The organism is Fructobacillus ficulneus, from assembly GCF_001047075.2.
Taxonomy (GTDB): domain Bacteria; phylum Bacillota; class Bacilli; order Lactobacillales; family Lactobacillaceae; genus Fructobacillus; species Fructobacillus ficulneus.
This window is the reverse complement of record NZ_DF968001.1, coordinates 101,316-115,048: the sequence shown is the minus strand read 5'-3', so window position 1 is coordinate 115,048 and position 13,733 is coordinate 101,316. Positions and strand designations below refer to the sequence as shown.

22 protein-coding genes and 1 tRNA gene are annotated in these 13,733 nt (G+C 41.3%); all 23 read left to right on the top strand.

The window, feature by feature from the left end; all coding sequences use genetic code 11:
* Window positions 1–627 (top strand): Sak single strand annealing protein, encoded by a 627-nt coding sequence (locus AOQ29_RS03955; RefSeq protein ID WP_061993238.1) that lies wholly within the window; start codon window positions 1–3, stop codon window positions 625–627.
* Window positions 624–1,049 (top strand): single-stranded DNA-binding protein, encoded by a 426-nt coding sequence (gene ssb / locus AOQ29_RS03950; RefSeq protein ID WP_061993237.1) that lies wholly within the window; start codon window positions 624–626, stop codon window positions 1,047–1,049. The genes AOQ29_RS03955 and ssb overlap by 4 nt, the downstream gene beginning before the upstream one ends.
* Window positions 1,050–1,059: 10 nt before the next feature.
* Entirely contained in the window at window positions 1,060–1,842 is a 783-nt protein-coding gene (locus AOQ29_RS07965) for a hypothetical protein (RefSeq protein ID WP_061993236.1), read from the top strand.
* Window positions 1,843–1,855: 13 nt separating this feature from the next.
* Window positions 1,856–2,680 (top strand): AAA family ATPase, encoded by an 825-nt coding sequence (locus AOQ29_RS03940; protein ID WP_061993235.1) that lies wholly within the window; start codon window positions 1,856–1,858, stop codon window positions 2,678–2,680.
* Window positions 2,681–2,789: 109 nt separating this feature from the next.
* Window positions 2,790–3,032, top strand: coding sequence for a helix-turn-helix domain-containing protein (locus tag AOQ29_RS08355; RefSeq protein WP_061993234.1), 243 nt, complete (start codon window positions 2,790–2,792; stop codon window positions 3,030–3,032).
* Window positions 3,019–3,729, top strand: coding sequence for a phage antirepressor KilAC domain-containing protein (locus AOQ29_RS03930; RefSeq protein ID WP_158530746.1), 711 nt, complete (start codon window positions 3,019–3,021; stop codon window positions 3,727–3,729). Before AOQ29_RS08355 ends, AOQ29_RS03930 begins: the two co-directional genes overlap by 14 nt.
* A gap of 9 nt (window positions 3,730–3,738) precedes the next feature.
* Window positions 3,739–4,461, top strand: coding sequence for a putative HNHc nuclease (locus AOQ29_RS03925; RefSeq protein ID WP_061993232.1), 723 nt, complete (start codon window positions 3,739–3,741; stop codon window positions 4,459–4,461).
* The gene (locus AOQ29_RS03920) at window positions 4,454–4,762 is read left to right on the top strand and encodes a DNA binding protein (RefSeq protein ID WP_148666486.1); all 309 of its coding nucleotides are present in this window, start codon (window positions 4,454–4,456) and stop codon (window positions 4,760–4,762) included. The genes AOQ29_RS03925 and AOQ29_RS03920 overlap by 8 nt, the downstream gene beginning before the upstream one ends.
* A gap of 142 nt (window positions 4,763–4,904) precedes the next feature.
* On the top strand, window positions 4,905–5,297 hold the full coding sequence (locus AOQ29_RS03915; RefSeq protein ID WP_083989273.1) for a YopX family protein: 393 nt from the start codon (window positions 4,905–4,907) through the stop codon (window positions 5,295–5,297).
* Window positions 5,297–5,479: a hypothetical protein gene (locus tag AOQ29_RS03910; RefSeq protein WP_061993230.1), complete on the top strand. Its 183-nt coding sequence runs from the start codon at window positions 5,297–5,299 to the stop codon at window positions 5,477–5,479. Before AOQ29_RS03915 ends, AOQ29_RS03910 begins: the two co-directional genes overlap by 1 nt.
* Window positions 5,476–5,937: a RusA family crossover junction endodeoxyribonuclease gene (locus AOQ29_RS03905; RefSeq protein WP_061993229.1), complete on the top strand. Its 462-nt coding sequence runs from the start codon at window positions 5,476–5,478 to the stop codon at window positions 5,935–5,937. The genes AOQ29_RS03910 and AOQ29_RS03905 overlap by 4 nt, the downstream gene beginning before the upstream one ends.
* A gap of 17 nt (window positions 5,938–5,954) precedes the next feature.
* Window positions 5,955–6,293 carry a hypothetical protein gene (locus AOQ29_RS03900; protein WP_061993228.1) on the top strand — a complete coding sequence of 113 codons (339 nt, stop codon included), beginning with the start codon at window positions 5,955–5,957 and terminating at the stop codon, window positions 6,291–6,293.
* Window positions 6,274–6,687 (top strand): DUF722 domain-containing protein, encoded by a 414-nt coding sequence (locus AOQ29_RS03895; protein WP_061993227.1) that lies wholly within the window; start codon window positions 6,274–6,276, stop codon window positions 6,685–6,687. The genes AOQ29_RS03900 and AOQ29_RS03895 overlap by 20 nt, the downstream gene beginning before the upstream one ends.
* A 139-nt stretch (window positions 6,688–6,826) precedes the next feature.
* Window positions 6,827–6,898: transfer RNA gene (locus AOQ29_RS03890), tRNA-Asn, on the top strand.
* Between the two features lie 166 nt (window positions 6,899–7,064).
* Window positions 7,065–7,226 (top strand): hypothetical protein, encoded by a 162-nt coding sequence (locus AOQ29_RS07690; protein WP_158530745.1) that lies wholly within the window; start codon window positions 7,065–7,067, stop codon window positions 7,224–7,226.
* Between the two features lie 7 nt (window positions 7,227–7,233).
* Window positions 7,234–7,416 carry a hypothetical protein gene (locus tag AOQ29_RS03885; RefSeq protein ID WP_061993226.1) on the top strand — a complete coding sequence of 61 codons (183 nt, stop codon included), beginning with the start codon at window positions 7,234–7,236 and terminating at the stop codon, window positions 7,414–7,416.
* Entirely contained in the window at window positions 7,413–7,628 is a 216-nt protein-coding gene (locus AOQ29_RS03880; RefSeq protein ID WP_061993225.1) for a hypothetical protein, read from the top strand. The genes AOQ29_RS03885 and AOQ29_RS03880 overlap by 4 nt, the downstream gene beginning before the upstream one ends.
* 216 nt (window positions 7,629–7,844) lie before the next feature.
* The gene (locus AOQ29_RS03875) at window positions 7,845–8,357 is read left to right on the top strand and encodes a terminase small subunit (protein ID WP_061993224.1); all 513 of its coding nucleotides are present in this window, start codon (window positions 7,845–7,847) and stop codon (window positions 8,355–8,357) included.
* The gene (locus AOQ29_RS03870) at window positions 8,341–9,582 is read left to right on the top strand and encodes a PBSX family phage terminase large subunit (RefSeq protein ID WP_061993223.1); all 1,242 of its coding nucleotides are present in this window, start codon (window positions 8,341–8,343) and stop codon (window positions 9,580–9,582) included. The genes AOQ29_RS03875 and AOQ29_RS03870 overlap by 17 nt, the downstream gene beginning before the upstream one ends.
* Window positions 9,583–11,085, top strand: coding sequence for a phage portal protein (locus AOQ29_RS03865; RefSeq protein WP_061993222.1), 1,503 nt, complete (start codon window positions 9,583–9,585; stop codon window positions 11,083–11,085).
* A 10-nt stretch (window positions 11,086–11,095) separates the two neighbouring features.
* Complete coding sequence (locus AOQ29_RS03860; protein WP_158530744.1) at window positions 11,096–11,980, top strand: minor capsid protein; 885 nt, start codon at window positions 11,096–11,098, stop codon at window positions 11,978–11,980.
* 165 nt (window positions 11,981–12,145) lie between these two features.
* A complete protein-coding gene (locus AOQ29_RS03855) occupies window positions 12,146–12,700 on the top strand; it encodes a DUF4355 domain-containing protein (protein ID WP_061993220.1) in 555 nt (184 codons plus the stop codon).
* A gap of 12 nt (window positions 12,701–12,712) precedes the next feature.
* Entirely contained in the window at window positions 12,713–13,723 is a 1,011-nt protein-coding gene (locus tag AOQ29_RS03850) for a phage major capsid protein (protein ID WP_061993219.1), read from the top strand.
* Window positions 13,724–13,733: the final 10 nt, after the last annotated feature.

The following is a 13,733-nucleotide window of genomic DNA, read 5'->3' as shown; positions in this document are numbered from 1 at the left end:
ATGACTGAAACAAAATCAGTATTTAAGACACTGAGTGAAATTGATGTCAAAGACCATATCGAAAAAAAAGGAAACTTTAATTACTTGTCATGGCCATGGGCTATCTCAGAAGTTATGAAGAATTACCCTGACACAACTTATGAGGTTAAAGAAGCCGAAGATGGCGGATATTTATTCGGAAATCCTCAACGGGGATACTCGGTTAAGACGTCTGTCACAATTCAAGGGCGGACGCTTGGTATGTGGTTGCCTGTGATGGACATGCGTAACAAGTCACTAATGAAGCCGACTTCAACAGACGAGAATAAGGCTGTTATGCGGTGTCTTGTAAAGAATTTGGCTATGTTTGGTCTAGGCCTTTACATCTATGCAGGAGAAGACTTGCCAGACGTTGAACCTGAGAAGGTTTCAGAAGAACAGGTCAACATCTTAAAAATTACGATTAGTAATGCCGAAAAATTGACAGGGACAACACTCACCAAGTACGTCAATGATCATCTAAATGTTAGCAACTTAAATAACCTAACAGTCAATGACTATCCACGGGCAGAAGCGTTGGTGAACGACTTATTAGAACGAGCTAAAGCAAAGGCAGAAAGAACAGATAAAGAGGAGGGAACAGCATGATTAATCGAGTGGTATTGATTGGACGAATGACCCGTGATGTAGAACTTCGCTACACCCAATCAGGGGTAGCTGTTGGTTCGTTCTCATTGGCCGTCAATCGGGCATTTAAGAACAATGATGGCGAACGTGAAGCAGACTTCATCAACGCTGTTATCTGGCGAAAGTCGGCCGAGAACCTGGCTAACTTTACTGGTAAAGGTGCAATGGTAGCAATCGAAGGTCGGTTGCAAACACGTAATTATGAAAACAATTCCGGCCAACGTGTTTATGTCACAGAAGTCGTCGTTGACAACTTTTCATTGCTTGAAAACAAAGCGGAAGCGGAAAAGCGACGAGCAGAAAATGAATCATCACAGCATACCCAACAAACGGCAGTAAATAATACTGAAATCGACATCTCAGATGATGATCTGCCATTTTAAGGAGTAACAAATGGCACAGAGACGAATGTTAAGTAAAAAAGTGACTGATACAGATATATTTTTGGAAATGCCTTTGTCAGCACAAGCACTATATTTTCACTTGAATATGCACGCCGATGATGATGGATTCATATCAAACGTTAAGACAATTCAGCGGATGGTTGGATCTAGCGAAGATGACCGAAAATTGCTGGAAGCAAAACAATTCATACTCCCTTTTGATAGCGGAGTTGTTGTCATCAAAGATTGGAGAATTCACAACTATATCCAAAAGGATAGGTACAACAAAACCATCTACACCAGTGAGCGAGAGCAATTGGCCATCGATGAAAATGGTTCGTATACAAAATGTATACAAGTTGTAGACGGAATGGAGACACAGGTTAGGTTAGGTAAGGATAGGTTAGGTAAGGATAGGTTAGGTAATAGTAATACCACCATTCCCCTGAAGGGAAATGATATTCCTCCCAAGAAACCAGCCAGTAAGAAATTATCAAAAGATTTGGAACAAGAGAAAGCTGACTTTGAAGCGCTTTGGAAGTTATACCCTCGAAAAGAAGGTAAAAAGCCAGCATTCAAGCACTATCAAAAAGCGATTAAAGATGGAGTTACTAATAATCAGATTCAAGATGGAATCATTGCTTATAGCAAAACAGTGGCGAACACAGAAAAGTCTTATATCAAGCAAGGAGAAACATTCTTCAGCAAACGGTCTTGGGATGATGACTACAGTGTTGCTGGTGGAGAAGACCAGGAACGTTTGAAGAGTGCTTATGGTGATTGGGACTTCTGATTGGAGGTAACAGATGGACAGCCTATCAACAGCAGTTAAAAAAATGGATGAGGACCTTAGTAGCGTTGAAGCTTACAAAAAAGCTAAGGAACATCTGAGCGGTCTAACTCCAGAAGAAATGCAGACTTATATAAAAATGCGTGAAATGAAGGTTGATCAAGAGGCTTATCAAAAAATGATGGATGCTAAGCGCAAGACATTTGATACTTGGAGCGTTTGGGGTGGCTCTGGCCGACAAAAGTTCAGCTTAGATTTGTGGGACCCAAGCCAACAGGTAAACCGAGCCAAAGCTGAAGAGTTGAAATTACGCGCTAGGAAGCTCTCTAAGCGAATTATTGATGGTTCTGGTATCAACGTACTCCTGGCGGGTAAAGCTGGCACAGGGAAGACCGCAATGGCTCTGGCGATGGTTGAAGCGCTACGGGTTCACTCAGATAAAACAGTGATGTTTGTCAGCACGATTGCGCTATCAGATAAGATCCATAACTTTTACGACAATCAAGTACAGGAAATGGTTAATTACACCAAGAAATTGATGAAAGAGGTTGATGTCTTGGTGCTTGATGATTTCGGTTCAGAAGCTGGCGGAATGGGCAACAGTGATAAGACAGCTAGTGAACCGCTGCAGAAGTTTTTCTTCGAGGTTGCTGACGCTCGTCAGGCCAAAGATGAATTTGGTAAGCGGATCAAGACCAACATTGTCACGACAAACCAGAAGATTACAGGCGGTAACAACAGCCTGGAACATTCTTACCACGAAAAAATTATCAGCCGCTTAATTGCGAAGAAAGAAGCCAATCAACTTATCTTTGGCGGCATGGAGGACTTGAGGGAATGAAAGAACCAAAATTTGCCAAAAATTCTGAATTGCAGGAGATGGCAGAAAAACAGCCACACGATAGCCAAGAAGAACTGATGGCTAAGTTGATTTTCAGGAAGACACACCTATGATGAATCGACTAAGAGAACTGCGACAGGAGAATCATTACTCACTTGCAAACGTTAGTCGCTATGCAACCTCAAAGGGGTTGAAGATGAGTACATCTAGCCTGTCCAACATGGAAACGGGCGTGACGAGCGTGAGAGACGTACATCTGGTGTTACTAGCAGAGTTATATGGCGTTTCTGTCGATTATATCTTGAAAAACGAAAAGGAATCACTAGATGACGAAGAGGATGAGCGGATTTAATCTAGTTAATTTAAACGAATCGGCAGGTAAAGAACCAACTGTATCTGCACGAGAACTCTACAAAGCGCTGCAAGTTAATTGGCGTTTCCAAGAATGGTGGAAATCAGCTAGTCGAACACTAGTTGAAAACCAAGATTATACATGTGTAGGTGTACCTACATATGTTGGAAATGGCGGTAAGAGGGTAATTCAAGACTACCAACTTGACGTTCGGTCAGCTAAGCATATTGCCATGATGAGTCAAACAGATGTTGGCCATCAGATTCGTAACTACTTTATCGACATTGAAGAGCGCTTCAATGATCCAATGTACAAGATGAGCCAGATGGTTATCTTTGCGCAAAACCAGATGAAGTTAGTCATGGATGATGCCAACTTTGGAAAGCGTATCAAATCGAGTAAGGACACAAGCAGCATTAAAACACTGGCTGAGTTCTTAACTCAGAACGGCTTCCGAATTGGACAAAACACGCTATTCCAGTTGTTGCGAGATGAAGGTTATCTGTGCAGACGAAAGGGCGAGTCGTTCAATTTGCCCAATCATCAATTTGTGAAGCAAGGATTGTTCGAGGTCAACACGACCGAAACAATCATGGAAAACGGACAGGTTCGAGTCAATCGGACCACTAAAGTTACCCAAAAGGGTATGGATTACTTTTTGAAAAGGTATTGCACTAACGCAGTAGCTGAGGCGTAAGAGGTAAGAATGGAAGTTGCAGGCAAGTTGCTTAGCAAACGAGGCAACGTGGTCACAATTGAATTATCAGAGCCAGATAAGCTCATAGAACTCGATAAATTTGGTTCGAGTGTAGTTAGCCTGCTTTTCACAGACGGTCGCTCTGTGAGCCTGAAACAGCGTAATTTTGCCTATGCACTGATTGGCGATATTGCTAAGTCTGAGATAGGTGGTAAATACGCTGGAGAGCCTGAATTGATTAAGCGGGCGTTCTACTTCGCCATGGACAAGTTCTATGGAGTTGAGAACTTTAGCCTATCGAAATCAAAGGGAAACATGTCGGATGCCAATTCATTTATCGACATGCTACTGGATTTCTGTTTCAAGCACGATGTGACGTTAAGTTATCGACCGCTTGAATGGCTAGATGATCCATACATTGCCAAATTCGAGTATGCCTGCATGATGAAAAAGATGTGCGTTATCTGCGGTAGGCAAGCCGAGTTGGCCCATATCGACACAGTTGGATTTACCAACAGCCGAAAACAGATGGACCATGTTGGGTTGCGGGCCATGGCATTATGTCGTGAACATCATACGCAGCAGCATAATTGGGGCGATAAGAAGTTCCTAGGTATGTATCATTTGCAAGGTATCAGGATAACTGAAGAAATTGAAAAGCTTTATCCATCAGCAACTGGTTACAGTGATAAAAAAAGAGATGAGCGACATGAGAGGGAAGAAAATGACTAAGGCTACATTTTGGGTAAACAAGAACGGAGATGGATATTTTCCATTGTCTCCAGAAATTAATACGTCTGCTAATGAAACTGGATGCGTAACTGATATTACCGAAGCGCTTGGAGAAATGTACCAGGATGAAAAGCTACTTCTTGATTCTTATACGGGTCTTGATAATCGGATGAAAGAGCAAGGAATTGCTTATAGATTTACGACAAAATTGTTAGAAAATTTTGAACCTAAAATAATTGATCTAACAGACGAACAATACAAAAAGTGGAATATGAATTTGAAGATGTTGGAGGTCGAATAAATGGGCGAGTATGCAGCGAGACAAATAGCGGCCGAAATGATGGGATATGAATTTGAATATGATATCCCAGCCAATAAATTAGGCGAGTGGAACGATTTAGTAAACGACCTAGCATAAGGCTAAATACGGAAGAGGTGGAGTGATGAGAGAGATTAAGTTTAGGGCGTGGAACATAGAATTCGAAAAATACATTGGTAGCGCTGAATATGTAATTGACCCGTACAACGGCGAAGTTGGCGAATTGTCAGGTTATGAAATATTAGCAGTTGATCATAATGCTGTACTTGAACAATTCACAGGACTGCATGACAAGAACGGTAAGGGAATCTATGAGGGCGATATTGTAAAGTTGCACGTTGTTATCTTATCGCCTGATGACAAAATTGGAATTGTTGAATACATTCCAAAGTATGGGTACTGCATTAACTTTGCCGGCAAAGTTGCTCGGCAAGAATATTGGGCCGCTAACGATAATCACACCATTGAAGTGATTGGCAACATTCACGAGAATCCTGAACAATTGGAGGAGAAGTGATGGCATTACCAATTACCGCAATCGCTCTAGTAATCATTGTGACTATGTATCTGCTCACAGTAGTGGCCTATCTCATTTATAAGGGCATTGAGTGGGCTATTGAGTTAGTTGCTGAACTTGAAAGGCAACGACCAAAGGTGGCGGTTCACGAGTTTAAGTCCGATAATGGTGACATAAAATGAGAATTGAGTTTGATATTAAACCACAGCAACAAGAACGACCACGTATAGGCATGAAGAGCGAGTATAACCGTTCAAAAACATATACTAAGCGGAAACCTTTCCTGTACGATCCAAAAAATACTGTTGAATACAAAAAGAAGCTGGCATATTTAGCCAACCTTGAAAAGAGTGTGAACTATTTTGAGCCATTGAGCGGTGCTCTAGAGTTGAACGTGACTTTCTACATTCTTCCGCCTAAGTCACTAAGCAATAAGAAGCGTGATATGGCCGTTTCAGGGGAACTGTTGCCCAATAAGAAGCCAGACCTGAGCAATTACATTAAGAGTACCGAGGACGCCTTAAACGGCATTCTGTGGAAGGATGATGCCATGATATGCGACATCAACGCCAAGAAGCGATTTAGTGACGAAGAGAAGATTGTCGTTGAGGTTTCAAAGATTAACGATAATCAGTATTAGAAGTTAGGAAATGTAAGATGATTGAGATATTTTTTAGACCTCTGAATAGAGCAACATCAGAGAACGCCACTTTACTATCAGGTGTTGTTAAAAGTATTGACAAGCCCGATAAGAATTTTTTTAGATTTACTGCAAATCATCAAAACACTAAGATATTTAAAAAAATAAATAATACTTTATTTGAAGACACTGAAATCGAAATTTTGATTATTGATGTTACCGATAAATCCAATGACCAGTACGCTGTTGGACGGTTAGTTGGTATTGAGCAGGTTAGTGATGAATATTATTCTTTTAGGATTTTGTTAAAAGGTGGTGATAGATTTGGGATATACGGTGGATCAGTTATTTACTGATTATTTCTCTGGAACAATCAAAAAGCAGATTGATTGGCGCCGCTTTGAATTGCGGTTTGATAATCCTGTTCGTGATGAAAATGTTGGTGGCGGGAAAAAACAAAATGAAGTCAATCGAGCTCTTGATAATCAGATTATTAGGGAAGAGTCTGATCCCGAAATGATTCAGCTTACCATTCGCTATGAATCGGTTAAGCAGTTTATGCAAACAATTGACCGACAGCTCGTCACGATGTTGGATTATCATTATGACGAACAAAAGAATTATGTGTGGCCCAAGATTGCCGAGATGGTCTATAAATCTAAGAGTCAGTGCATTCGTGATGTGCAACATGCTAAAGAAAAGTATTACAATTCTCATTGGTCAAGACCTGTGGAAAACTTGACCCTCTGAAAACATGCGACTATCATGCGACTTTTTACCCTAAAAAACGTGTTATATTTGTAGTATAGAAATTTTGCAAAAGAATTTCTGCGGGGTGCGGAAACACCTACGCTCCTTTGAAATAGCCGGCCTGGAATGGTTGGCAGATGATTCTATAGCTCAATGGTTAGAGCAGCGGACGGTTAATCTGCAGATGATGGTTCGACTCCATCCAGAATCATAGCTTGCCGTGACCAAGATTAGATACCTTGTTAGCGAGCCTGTGGTTGCTTCCTGGCGGAAAGCAACTACGTACATATCGAACTGTTTCCATTTTGGAAATGGTTCTTTTTATTTAGTGGTTAGTGCAAATAATGCACTGACCATTTTTATTTGGGAGGATAGTAATGCTTGAAAAAATTGGAGAAGTTGTTGGTTGGGTTATCGGTACAACGTTTATGACACTATCAGGGGTAGCGTTAATTGCTTTGATTGCCGGTGGTACATTTGCTGGGTTCGCTATCTTAGTCACGGGATTTAAGTTCTTGATGAGTGCTCTAGCGTTGTGAGGTGCTTATGGAATCAAAAAATGAGCGTATCAAACGCCACAAGCAACAGGCGACCGAAGTGAACGAACATTTTGCTAGTCGTACAGATGAACACCCTGAAAAGCACAATTACCGCCATGCGAATATGCGGGCAGGTTTTCGATTTGGTGCGATCAATTACGGAAAGCATATGAAGTGGATAGATAAATGAAAAAAGTATACTTAGTTACTGGTGAGGAAACAGGGGATGATTGGGGAGATAGCCTTTGGGTTGAAGGTGTATTTTCAAGTCCTGATAATGCTTCCGAGTACATTAATCAAAATAAAGATAAGCCAATGGAATTTTCTGTTACAGCAATGACCGTTGATGATACTAGAGAAAACGATGAACTGCTTTATCCTTTCGCTAGTTATTTTGAATAGGAGATAAACAATGGTAATTTTTAAAAGAAAGATTCAGAACCCAGAAGGTAAGATTCATGACCAAGCAAGGGCGATTACATCATTACGGAAGCAGACGGTAACCGTTATCCATTGAATCCTGATGACTTCAAGAAGAATTACGAAATCATTTAGACGGCATGTAGCTGCCTTTTTTAATACATAAAAAATCAACATGAAAGGAGGAGCGACAATGACATGAAACTGACACCAAAGCAACTTAAATGGGCAGATGAATACATTGAGTCAGGCAATGCTACTCAGTCCGCTATTAAAGCGGGTTACAGCAAGAAAACGGCTAGACAAATTGGACAGCAAAACTTGTCAAAGCTTGTCATCAAAGAATACATAGACAAGCGCATGGCTGAAATTGATTCTAAGCGCATTATGAGCGCCAAGGAAGCCGTTCAACTATTGACTAGTATAGCTAGAGGTGAGATAAAGGAAACGGTCGTCATGTCCACGCCATTTGGTATTGAAGAAACCGAGAAAGAAGCAGATTTAAAGACACGAATCAGTGCTACCAAAGAAATCCTTAAACGTTATCCTGGTTCAGACAAAATGGCCGAGCAGCAGTTGCGCAAGGTGACCGCTGAAGCAGACATCTTGTCAGCTAAGGCTAAGGAGTTACAAGGTGGCGGAAATCAGCAAGACAATTTGCTTGGCAGCATCGCAGAAAGCTTAGGTGAAATCAATGAAACTGACGGCTAAGCAAAAGTACGTGGTGTCTGATGTCAACCGGATTATGGACGACTTGAAGTTGCTGATTATTTACGGGGCTAAACGTTCGGGAAAAACATTCCTGAACAACTTACTTTTCATCATGATGATTGCCAATGCTAAGCGTAACGCAAATGAAGTTGGTGTTGAAAATCCGCAATACATCTTGGCTGGTTATACATTATCTAACATCCAGCGAAATATCATTGCTGAACTAAACAACATGGGTATCAAAATCAAGACTGATAGATACAACGGCTTTGATTTAATGGGTGTTCACGTGGTGCAGACATCGACCGGTTCAGTAGGTGGTATCGGAAGAATTCGTGGAATGACGGCCTTCGGTGCGTACATCAATGAAGCGAGTCTTTGTAATCAAGAAGCGTTCAACGAAATTAGATCACGTTGTTCAGGTAAAGGTGCGGTAGTAATTTGTGACACCAACCCTGACAACCCTGAACACTGGTTGCTAAAAGACTATATTGAAAAGTCAGGACATGACGGTATTCAGGCATATCATTTTACCTTTGACGATAATGAAATGTTGGATGAAGGGTATAAAAAGAACTTCAAGGCAACTGTGCCAAAGGGTGTGTTTTATGACCGGGACATCCTAGGATTGTGGGTATCTGGTGAAGGTGCTGTGTATGGAGAGTTTGACAAAGACACTATGACGATTAGCAAGCAACAGGCCTTTGATGATACGTATGAACGTTTTATTGTTGGAGTCGACTGGGGGTTCAACCACCCGACCGCTTTTGCTGTGATGGGTTACAAGAATGGTAAGTATACATTGATGGAAGAACACGTTGCCAACAAAAAGCCTATCGACCACTGGATTAATGTGGCGAAAGATATTCAATCACGATTCGGCAACATTATATTCTACTGTGATACGGCAAACCCTGAACACATTCACGACTTGAAACAAAGCGGAATCCGAGCAGTGTTTGCTGACAAGAACGTTTCAAATGGAATTGAAGCAGTCGCTGAAAAGATACACAACAATAAATTCAATGTTGTCTATGATGACTGCCCGACATTCAGGAGCGAAATCTATCGTTACGTTTGGGGCAAGAATGGTGACGTTGTCAAGGAAAACGATCACTTAATGGATGCAATTCGTTATGTCATTTATAACGACAAGTTAGCAATCGAAAAGGGAAAGTCAACCATGTCAATTGACGACTTATCAAAGCTGAAAGGATATATCTAAATGGCGCAAGTAAATAATTTTGAAAAGGGAATTGGCCTGTTTAATCAGAGTCAGTTCCCTTTTTCAACGGAATCAAATATCAACTATCGTGTGAACTCGATTGACGATTTGACGGCTAACAACTATGAATTGTTGGCTAAGATGATTAGTCACTTCTTTGCCAAACAAGTTCCACGATTGCAAGTTTTAGATCAGTATTCTAAAGGTCTAAATACTGACATTTATAGTCGACCTAGTCGCAATGAAGACAGCAAAGCTGATTATCGCCGGGCACACAATTTCGGAAAGATTATTGCACAGTTCGTTGCTGGTTATTCAACATCAGTGCCGGTCAAATATTCAGTACCTGATGATAAGCAACAAGAAGCAGTTGATGAATTCAATAATGATAATGACGTGGCAACGCTTGATAATGAATTAATGTATGACGTGGCTAAATTTGGCCGGGCTTATGAGTTGCAATATCGTGATGGAAATTCACAAAACAATGTGAAACTATCAAATGCTTTTGAAACGTTTGTTGTTTATGACAATACCATTGAGAAAAATCCGGTCGCTGGTGTTCGCTTGGTGCAGTTGCAAGATTTGCAGAATTCAGGTGTGCCACAGTACACGGTTAGTTTGTACACGACTAACAGCATTATCACTTTCAAAAATATTACTGAACAAGTCGGCGGTTCAATGACGGTTGTCGATGAAACACCACACTTCTATAATTCATTGCCAATTGTGGAATACAACAGCAATCGTTATCGGACAGGTTGGTATGAAGATGTGATTTCTTTGATTGATGCTTACGATGCTGTCAATTCAGACACATCAAACTACATGACTGATGTGGTCAACTCATTATTGGTTATCAGTGGTGATTTTCAAGCACCAGATGGTGATGGTGTCAATCAATTGATTAAGAACATCAAGAAATATGGTGTGTTGGCCTTGCAATCAGGTTCAGACCGTAACGGAAACACAACCAGTGTTGATGCCAAGTATATCAACACTGAATTTAATTCAGAAGCTTCAGAAAACTATCAACAAAGACTGTATAAAGACATCTTCACGCTCTCAAACGTTCCTAATCTTTCAGATGAAAGCTTCAGTGGAAACGCAAGTGGCGTGTCAATGCGGTACAAGATTTTTGGTTTTGAGCAGGCCATTGCACAGACTATCAACTCATTCAAGCGGTCTTTGTCTAAGCGTTATCAGTTGCTTGGCAGTCTGAGTTCAAACCTATCTAATGGATTAGCAACCGTTGGTCAAGTAACAGCAACATTCACACCTAACTTGCCTTATGCCGTTTCTGAAGAAGTGCAAATGCTGACAAATGCTGGTATTCCATTGTCACGCCAGACGATGTATGACCAGACACACTTCACGGATGCCACCAATGAAGAGAACAATCTTGCTAAAGAACAAGAAGAAGGTCTTGACCAGTCTGAACCCATGAATAACGTCAAGTTTGACAGTGACAAAGGGGATGAAGTAGATGGTGGACAAGAGTAAGTCATATTGGGTGCAACGTGAGTTAGACCACGCTGAAGATATCAAGAAAGCAGTCAATGACGAATTAAAAGTGACTAATGGCTCATATGAACAGGCTTTGCAAGACATCCAAGACGATATTGTCAGGAATTATGCCCGTTATGCAAGCGGACAAGGAATGACGATGGCAGATGCCATGAAATTGGCTGATAAGACAGATGTGACACGTTTTGAGAAGAAAGTGAAGCAATATGTTGCTGAAAAAGACTTTTCTGAACAGGCAAACAAGGATTTGAAGCTGTACAACCTGAAAATTAGGGTAAGCCGGTTGAAATTGTTGGAATTGGAAATGCAATTAGAAGTTGACCGGCTAAACGGCAAAGTAACAAGCCAAACGGAAGACTTTTTGATGAGTCAGGCCATGGAAGAGTACAAACGGCAGTCAACTATCCTTGGTTCAAGTGTTGGCGCTACAGAAACGGCTATTAAGTCAATGGTAAACGCTAATTATTCACTAGCTGGTAAGGGTTCTTACTCATTTAGTGATAATATCTGGAATAACCAAGAACAACTTAAGAATAAGTTATCTGAAACGCTGAACCGAGTGATTTTACAAGGTAAAAACCCTAATCAGTTCAACAAGGACTTCAGAGACGTGTTTCAAGCACAACCAGCGCAAGTTGGAAGGCTTTTAATTACGGAAACGGCCCGTGTGCAGGGTGAAGTACAGCAAGACAGTTACAAACAGACTGGCATTGATATGTATGACATTATTTATGAACGCAAGGCGTGCCAGGTATGTATCAGCATTGCAAAAGACGGGCCATATAAGATGTCAGATGCTGAAATTGGTACAAACATGTACCCGTTCCATCCAAATTGTATGTGTTCAATTGTGCCGGCACTAGATAACTAATCATGCGACCTAAGCAAGTCGCCATAAAAGGCTTGTAAAACAATTATCGTGCATGGGCTAGTATTTGATAGCTGTGTGAACAAAAAGACGTGTATGGGGCTGAAAAGCCGTGTATGGGTCTTTTTGTTTTGCTGTCAATTAAGCGTTTGTGGGAGGAGTAAAAAAATGGAAAACGATGCAACACAAAGTGAAGCTGTTGAAGGACAAGTTGACGACAATGCTGAAGAAGTCAAGCAAGACGGAATCAATTTTGAAAGTCAATCTGAACTAGATAGTTTCATGGACAAGCGAGTTTCAAAGGCAATTGAAACAGCTCGAGGCAAGTGGGAAGAAGAAGCCAAAGCACGTGAAGACAAGGCTAAGCAATTAGCAAAGATGACAGAAGCGGAACGGACAAAGGCCGAACAAGCCGAACGTGAAAAGACGTTGACCGAACGTGAAAAGTCATTGCAAATGCGTGAATATTCCATTCAGGCCAAGTCAACATTGGCTGAAGCAGGTCTTCCAAACACTGACGAACTAACAGATTTGGTGTTGTCAGAAGATGTGGAAAAGACAAACAACAATATCAATTATCTAAAGGCCGTCATCGCTGATGCTGTGAAATCAAAGGTCGATGAACTCTCTAAGCAATCAACACCAAAAGACACGGGTTCTTTTGGTTCAGTTACTGGCCGATCATTTATGGAATTGGCAGAAAAAAATCGTGTAATCAAATAAGGAGAAATACACATGGTTCAATCATTTAACCCAGCAAATGTAACAACTACATCACAAGTACCTGCAAACGTTCAGACAACTGTTTTGGAACGTTTGATGGGACAATCAGCCGTATTGCAACTGGCAAAGCCGATCGACATGGCAGGACAAAAGGAAAAGTCATTTTCATTTATGACCGGCGTTTCTGGTGCTTACTGGAACGGTGAAACGCAACGTATTGCAACAGGTAAGCCATCATTGCTTCCTGCTAAGTTGACGGCTCAAAAGTTGGCCGTTATCGTGCCAGTTTCTAAGGAATATTTGAAGTATTCAGAACCTGACTTCTTCAATGCTGTTACGCCACTCATTGTTGAACAATTTGACAAGGCAATTGATTTGGCGGTTATCAAGGGTGTAAATTCGCCTTATGGTCAATCGTTGGCTGACAACGCCACTAAGAACAGCCTGACTGTAACTGGTGACATCAACTATGACAACATCTTGTCACTTGAAGACAAGCTTTATGCTAAAAACATTGAAGGTAATGCATTCATCTCTACTTTGATGAACCAACCAGCCTTGCGTACTGCTGTTCAACCAAACGGCGGACAATATGCAGACCACTTGTATAACACAGCAACTGGACAGTTGGACGGTCGCCCTATTGTTAACACTCAATCAGGTATCTTGAACCGTGGTGAATTGGTCTATGGAAACTTTGACTACCTGTACTATGGAATCCCTGGAGATTTGGAAGTCGAGGTGTCAACTGATGCACAATTGTCAACTTTGACAAATGCTGATGGTTCACCTGTCAACTTGTTTGAACAAGATATGGTGGCATTGAAGGCTACTATGTCAATCGCCGTTTTGCCTGTACGTCCTGATGCCTTTGCCACTATCAACGTGGCACAATCACCTGACGATGTATTGGGAACAGTACCAGGTGATGGTGTAGATTCTACTGACAAGAACGCAAAGAAGAACACTAAGAAGGCTTCAGCTTCAGCATCAACCGATGCATCAGCAACACCTTCAAAGTAAGGAGGCCTTG

Coding starts and splice junctions, on each gene's coding strand:
- AOQ29_RS03905 (WP_061993229.1), top strand. CDS start 5,476: ATGAGAATTGAGTTTGATATTAAACCACAGCAACAAGAACGACCACGT.
- AOQ29_RS03875 (WP_061993224.1), top strand. CDS start 7,845: ATGAAACTGACACCAAAGCAACTTAAATGGGCAGATGAATACATTGAG.
- AOQ29_RS03880 (WP_061993225.1), top strand. CDS start 7,413: ATGAAAAAAGTATACTTAGTTACTGGTGAGGAAACAGGGGATGATTGG.
- AOQ29_RS03910 (WP_061993230.1), top strand. CDS start 5,297: ATGGCATTACCAATTACCGCAATCGCTCTAGTAATCATTGTGACTATG.
- AOQ29_RS03885 (WP_061993226.1), top strand. CDS start 7,234: ATGGAATCAAAAAATGAGCGTATCAAACGCCACAAGCAACAGGCGACC.
- AOQ29_RS03870 (WP_061993223.1), top strand. CDS start 8,341: ATGAAACTGACGGCTAAGCAAAAGTACGTGGTGTCTGATGTCAACCGG.
- AOQ29_RS03920 (WP_148666486.1), top strand. CDS start 4,454: ATGACTAAGGCTACATTTTGGGTAAACAAGAACGGAGATGGATATTTT.
- AOQ29_RS03940 (WP_061993235.1), top strand. CDS start 1,856: ATGGACAGCCTATCAACAGCAGTTAAAAAAATGGATGAGGACCTTAGT.
- AOQ29_RS07690 (WP_158530745.1), top strand. CDS start 7,065: ATGCTTGAAAAAATTGGAGAAGTTGTTGGTTGGGTTATCGGTACAACG.
- AOQ29_RS07965 (WP_061993236.1), top strand. CDS start 1,060: ATGGCACAGAGACGAATGTTAAGTAAAAAAGTGACTGATACAGATATA.
- ssb (WP_061993237.1), top strand. CDS start 624: ATGATTAATCGAGTGGTATTGATTGGACGAATGACCCGTGATGTAGAA.
- AOQ29_RS03850 (WP_061993219.1), top strand. CDS start 12,713: ATGGTTCAATCATTTAACCCAGCAAATGTAACAACTACATCACAAGTA.
- AOQ29_RS03915 (WP_083989273.1), top strand. CDS start 4,905: ATGAGAGAGATTAAGTTTAGGGCGTGGAACATAGAATTCGAAAAATAC.
- AOQ29_RS03925 (WP_061993232.1), top strand. CDS start 3,739: ATGGAAGTTGCAGGCAAGTTGCTTAGCAAACGAGGCAACGTGGTCACA.
- AOQ29_RS08355 (WP_061993234.1), top strand. CDS start 2,790: ATGATGAATCGACTAAGAGAACTGCGACAGGAGAATCATTACTCACTT.
- AOQ29_RS03955 (WP_061993238.1), top strand. CDS start 1: ATGACTGAAACAAAATCAGTATTTAAGACACTGAGTGAAATTGATGTC.
- AOQ29_RS03855 (WP_061993220.1), top strand. CDS start 12,146: ATGGAAAACGATGCAACACAAAGTGAAGCTGTTGAAGGACAAGTTGAC.
- AOQ29_RS03930 (WP_158530746.1), top strand. CDS start 3,019: ATGAGCGGATTTAATCTAGTTAATTTAAACGAATCGGCAGGTAAAGAA.
- AOQ29_RS03865 (WP_061993222.1), top strand. CDS start 9,583: ATGGCGCAAGTAAATAATTTTGAAAAGGGAATTGGCCTGTTTAATCAG.
- AOQ29_RS03900 (WP_061993228.1), top strand. CDS start 5,955: ATGATTGAGATATTTTTTAGACCTCTGAATAGAGCAACATCAGAGAAC.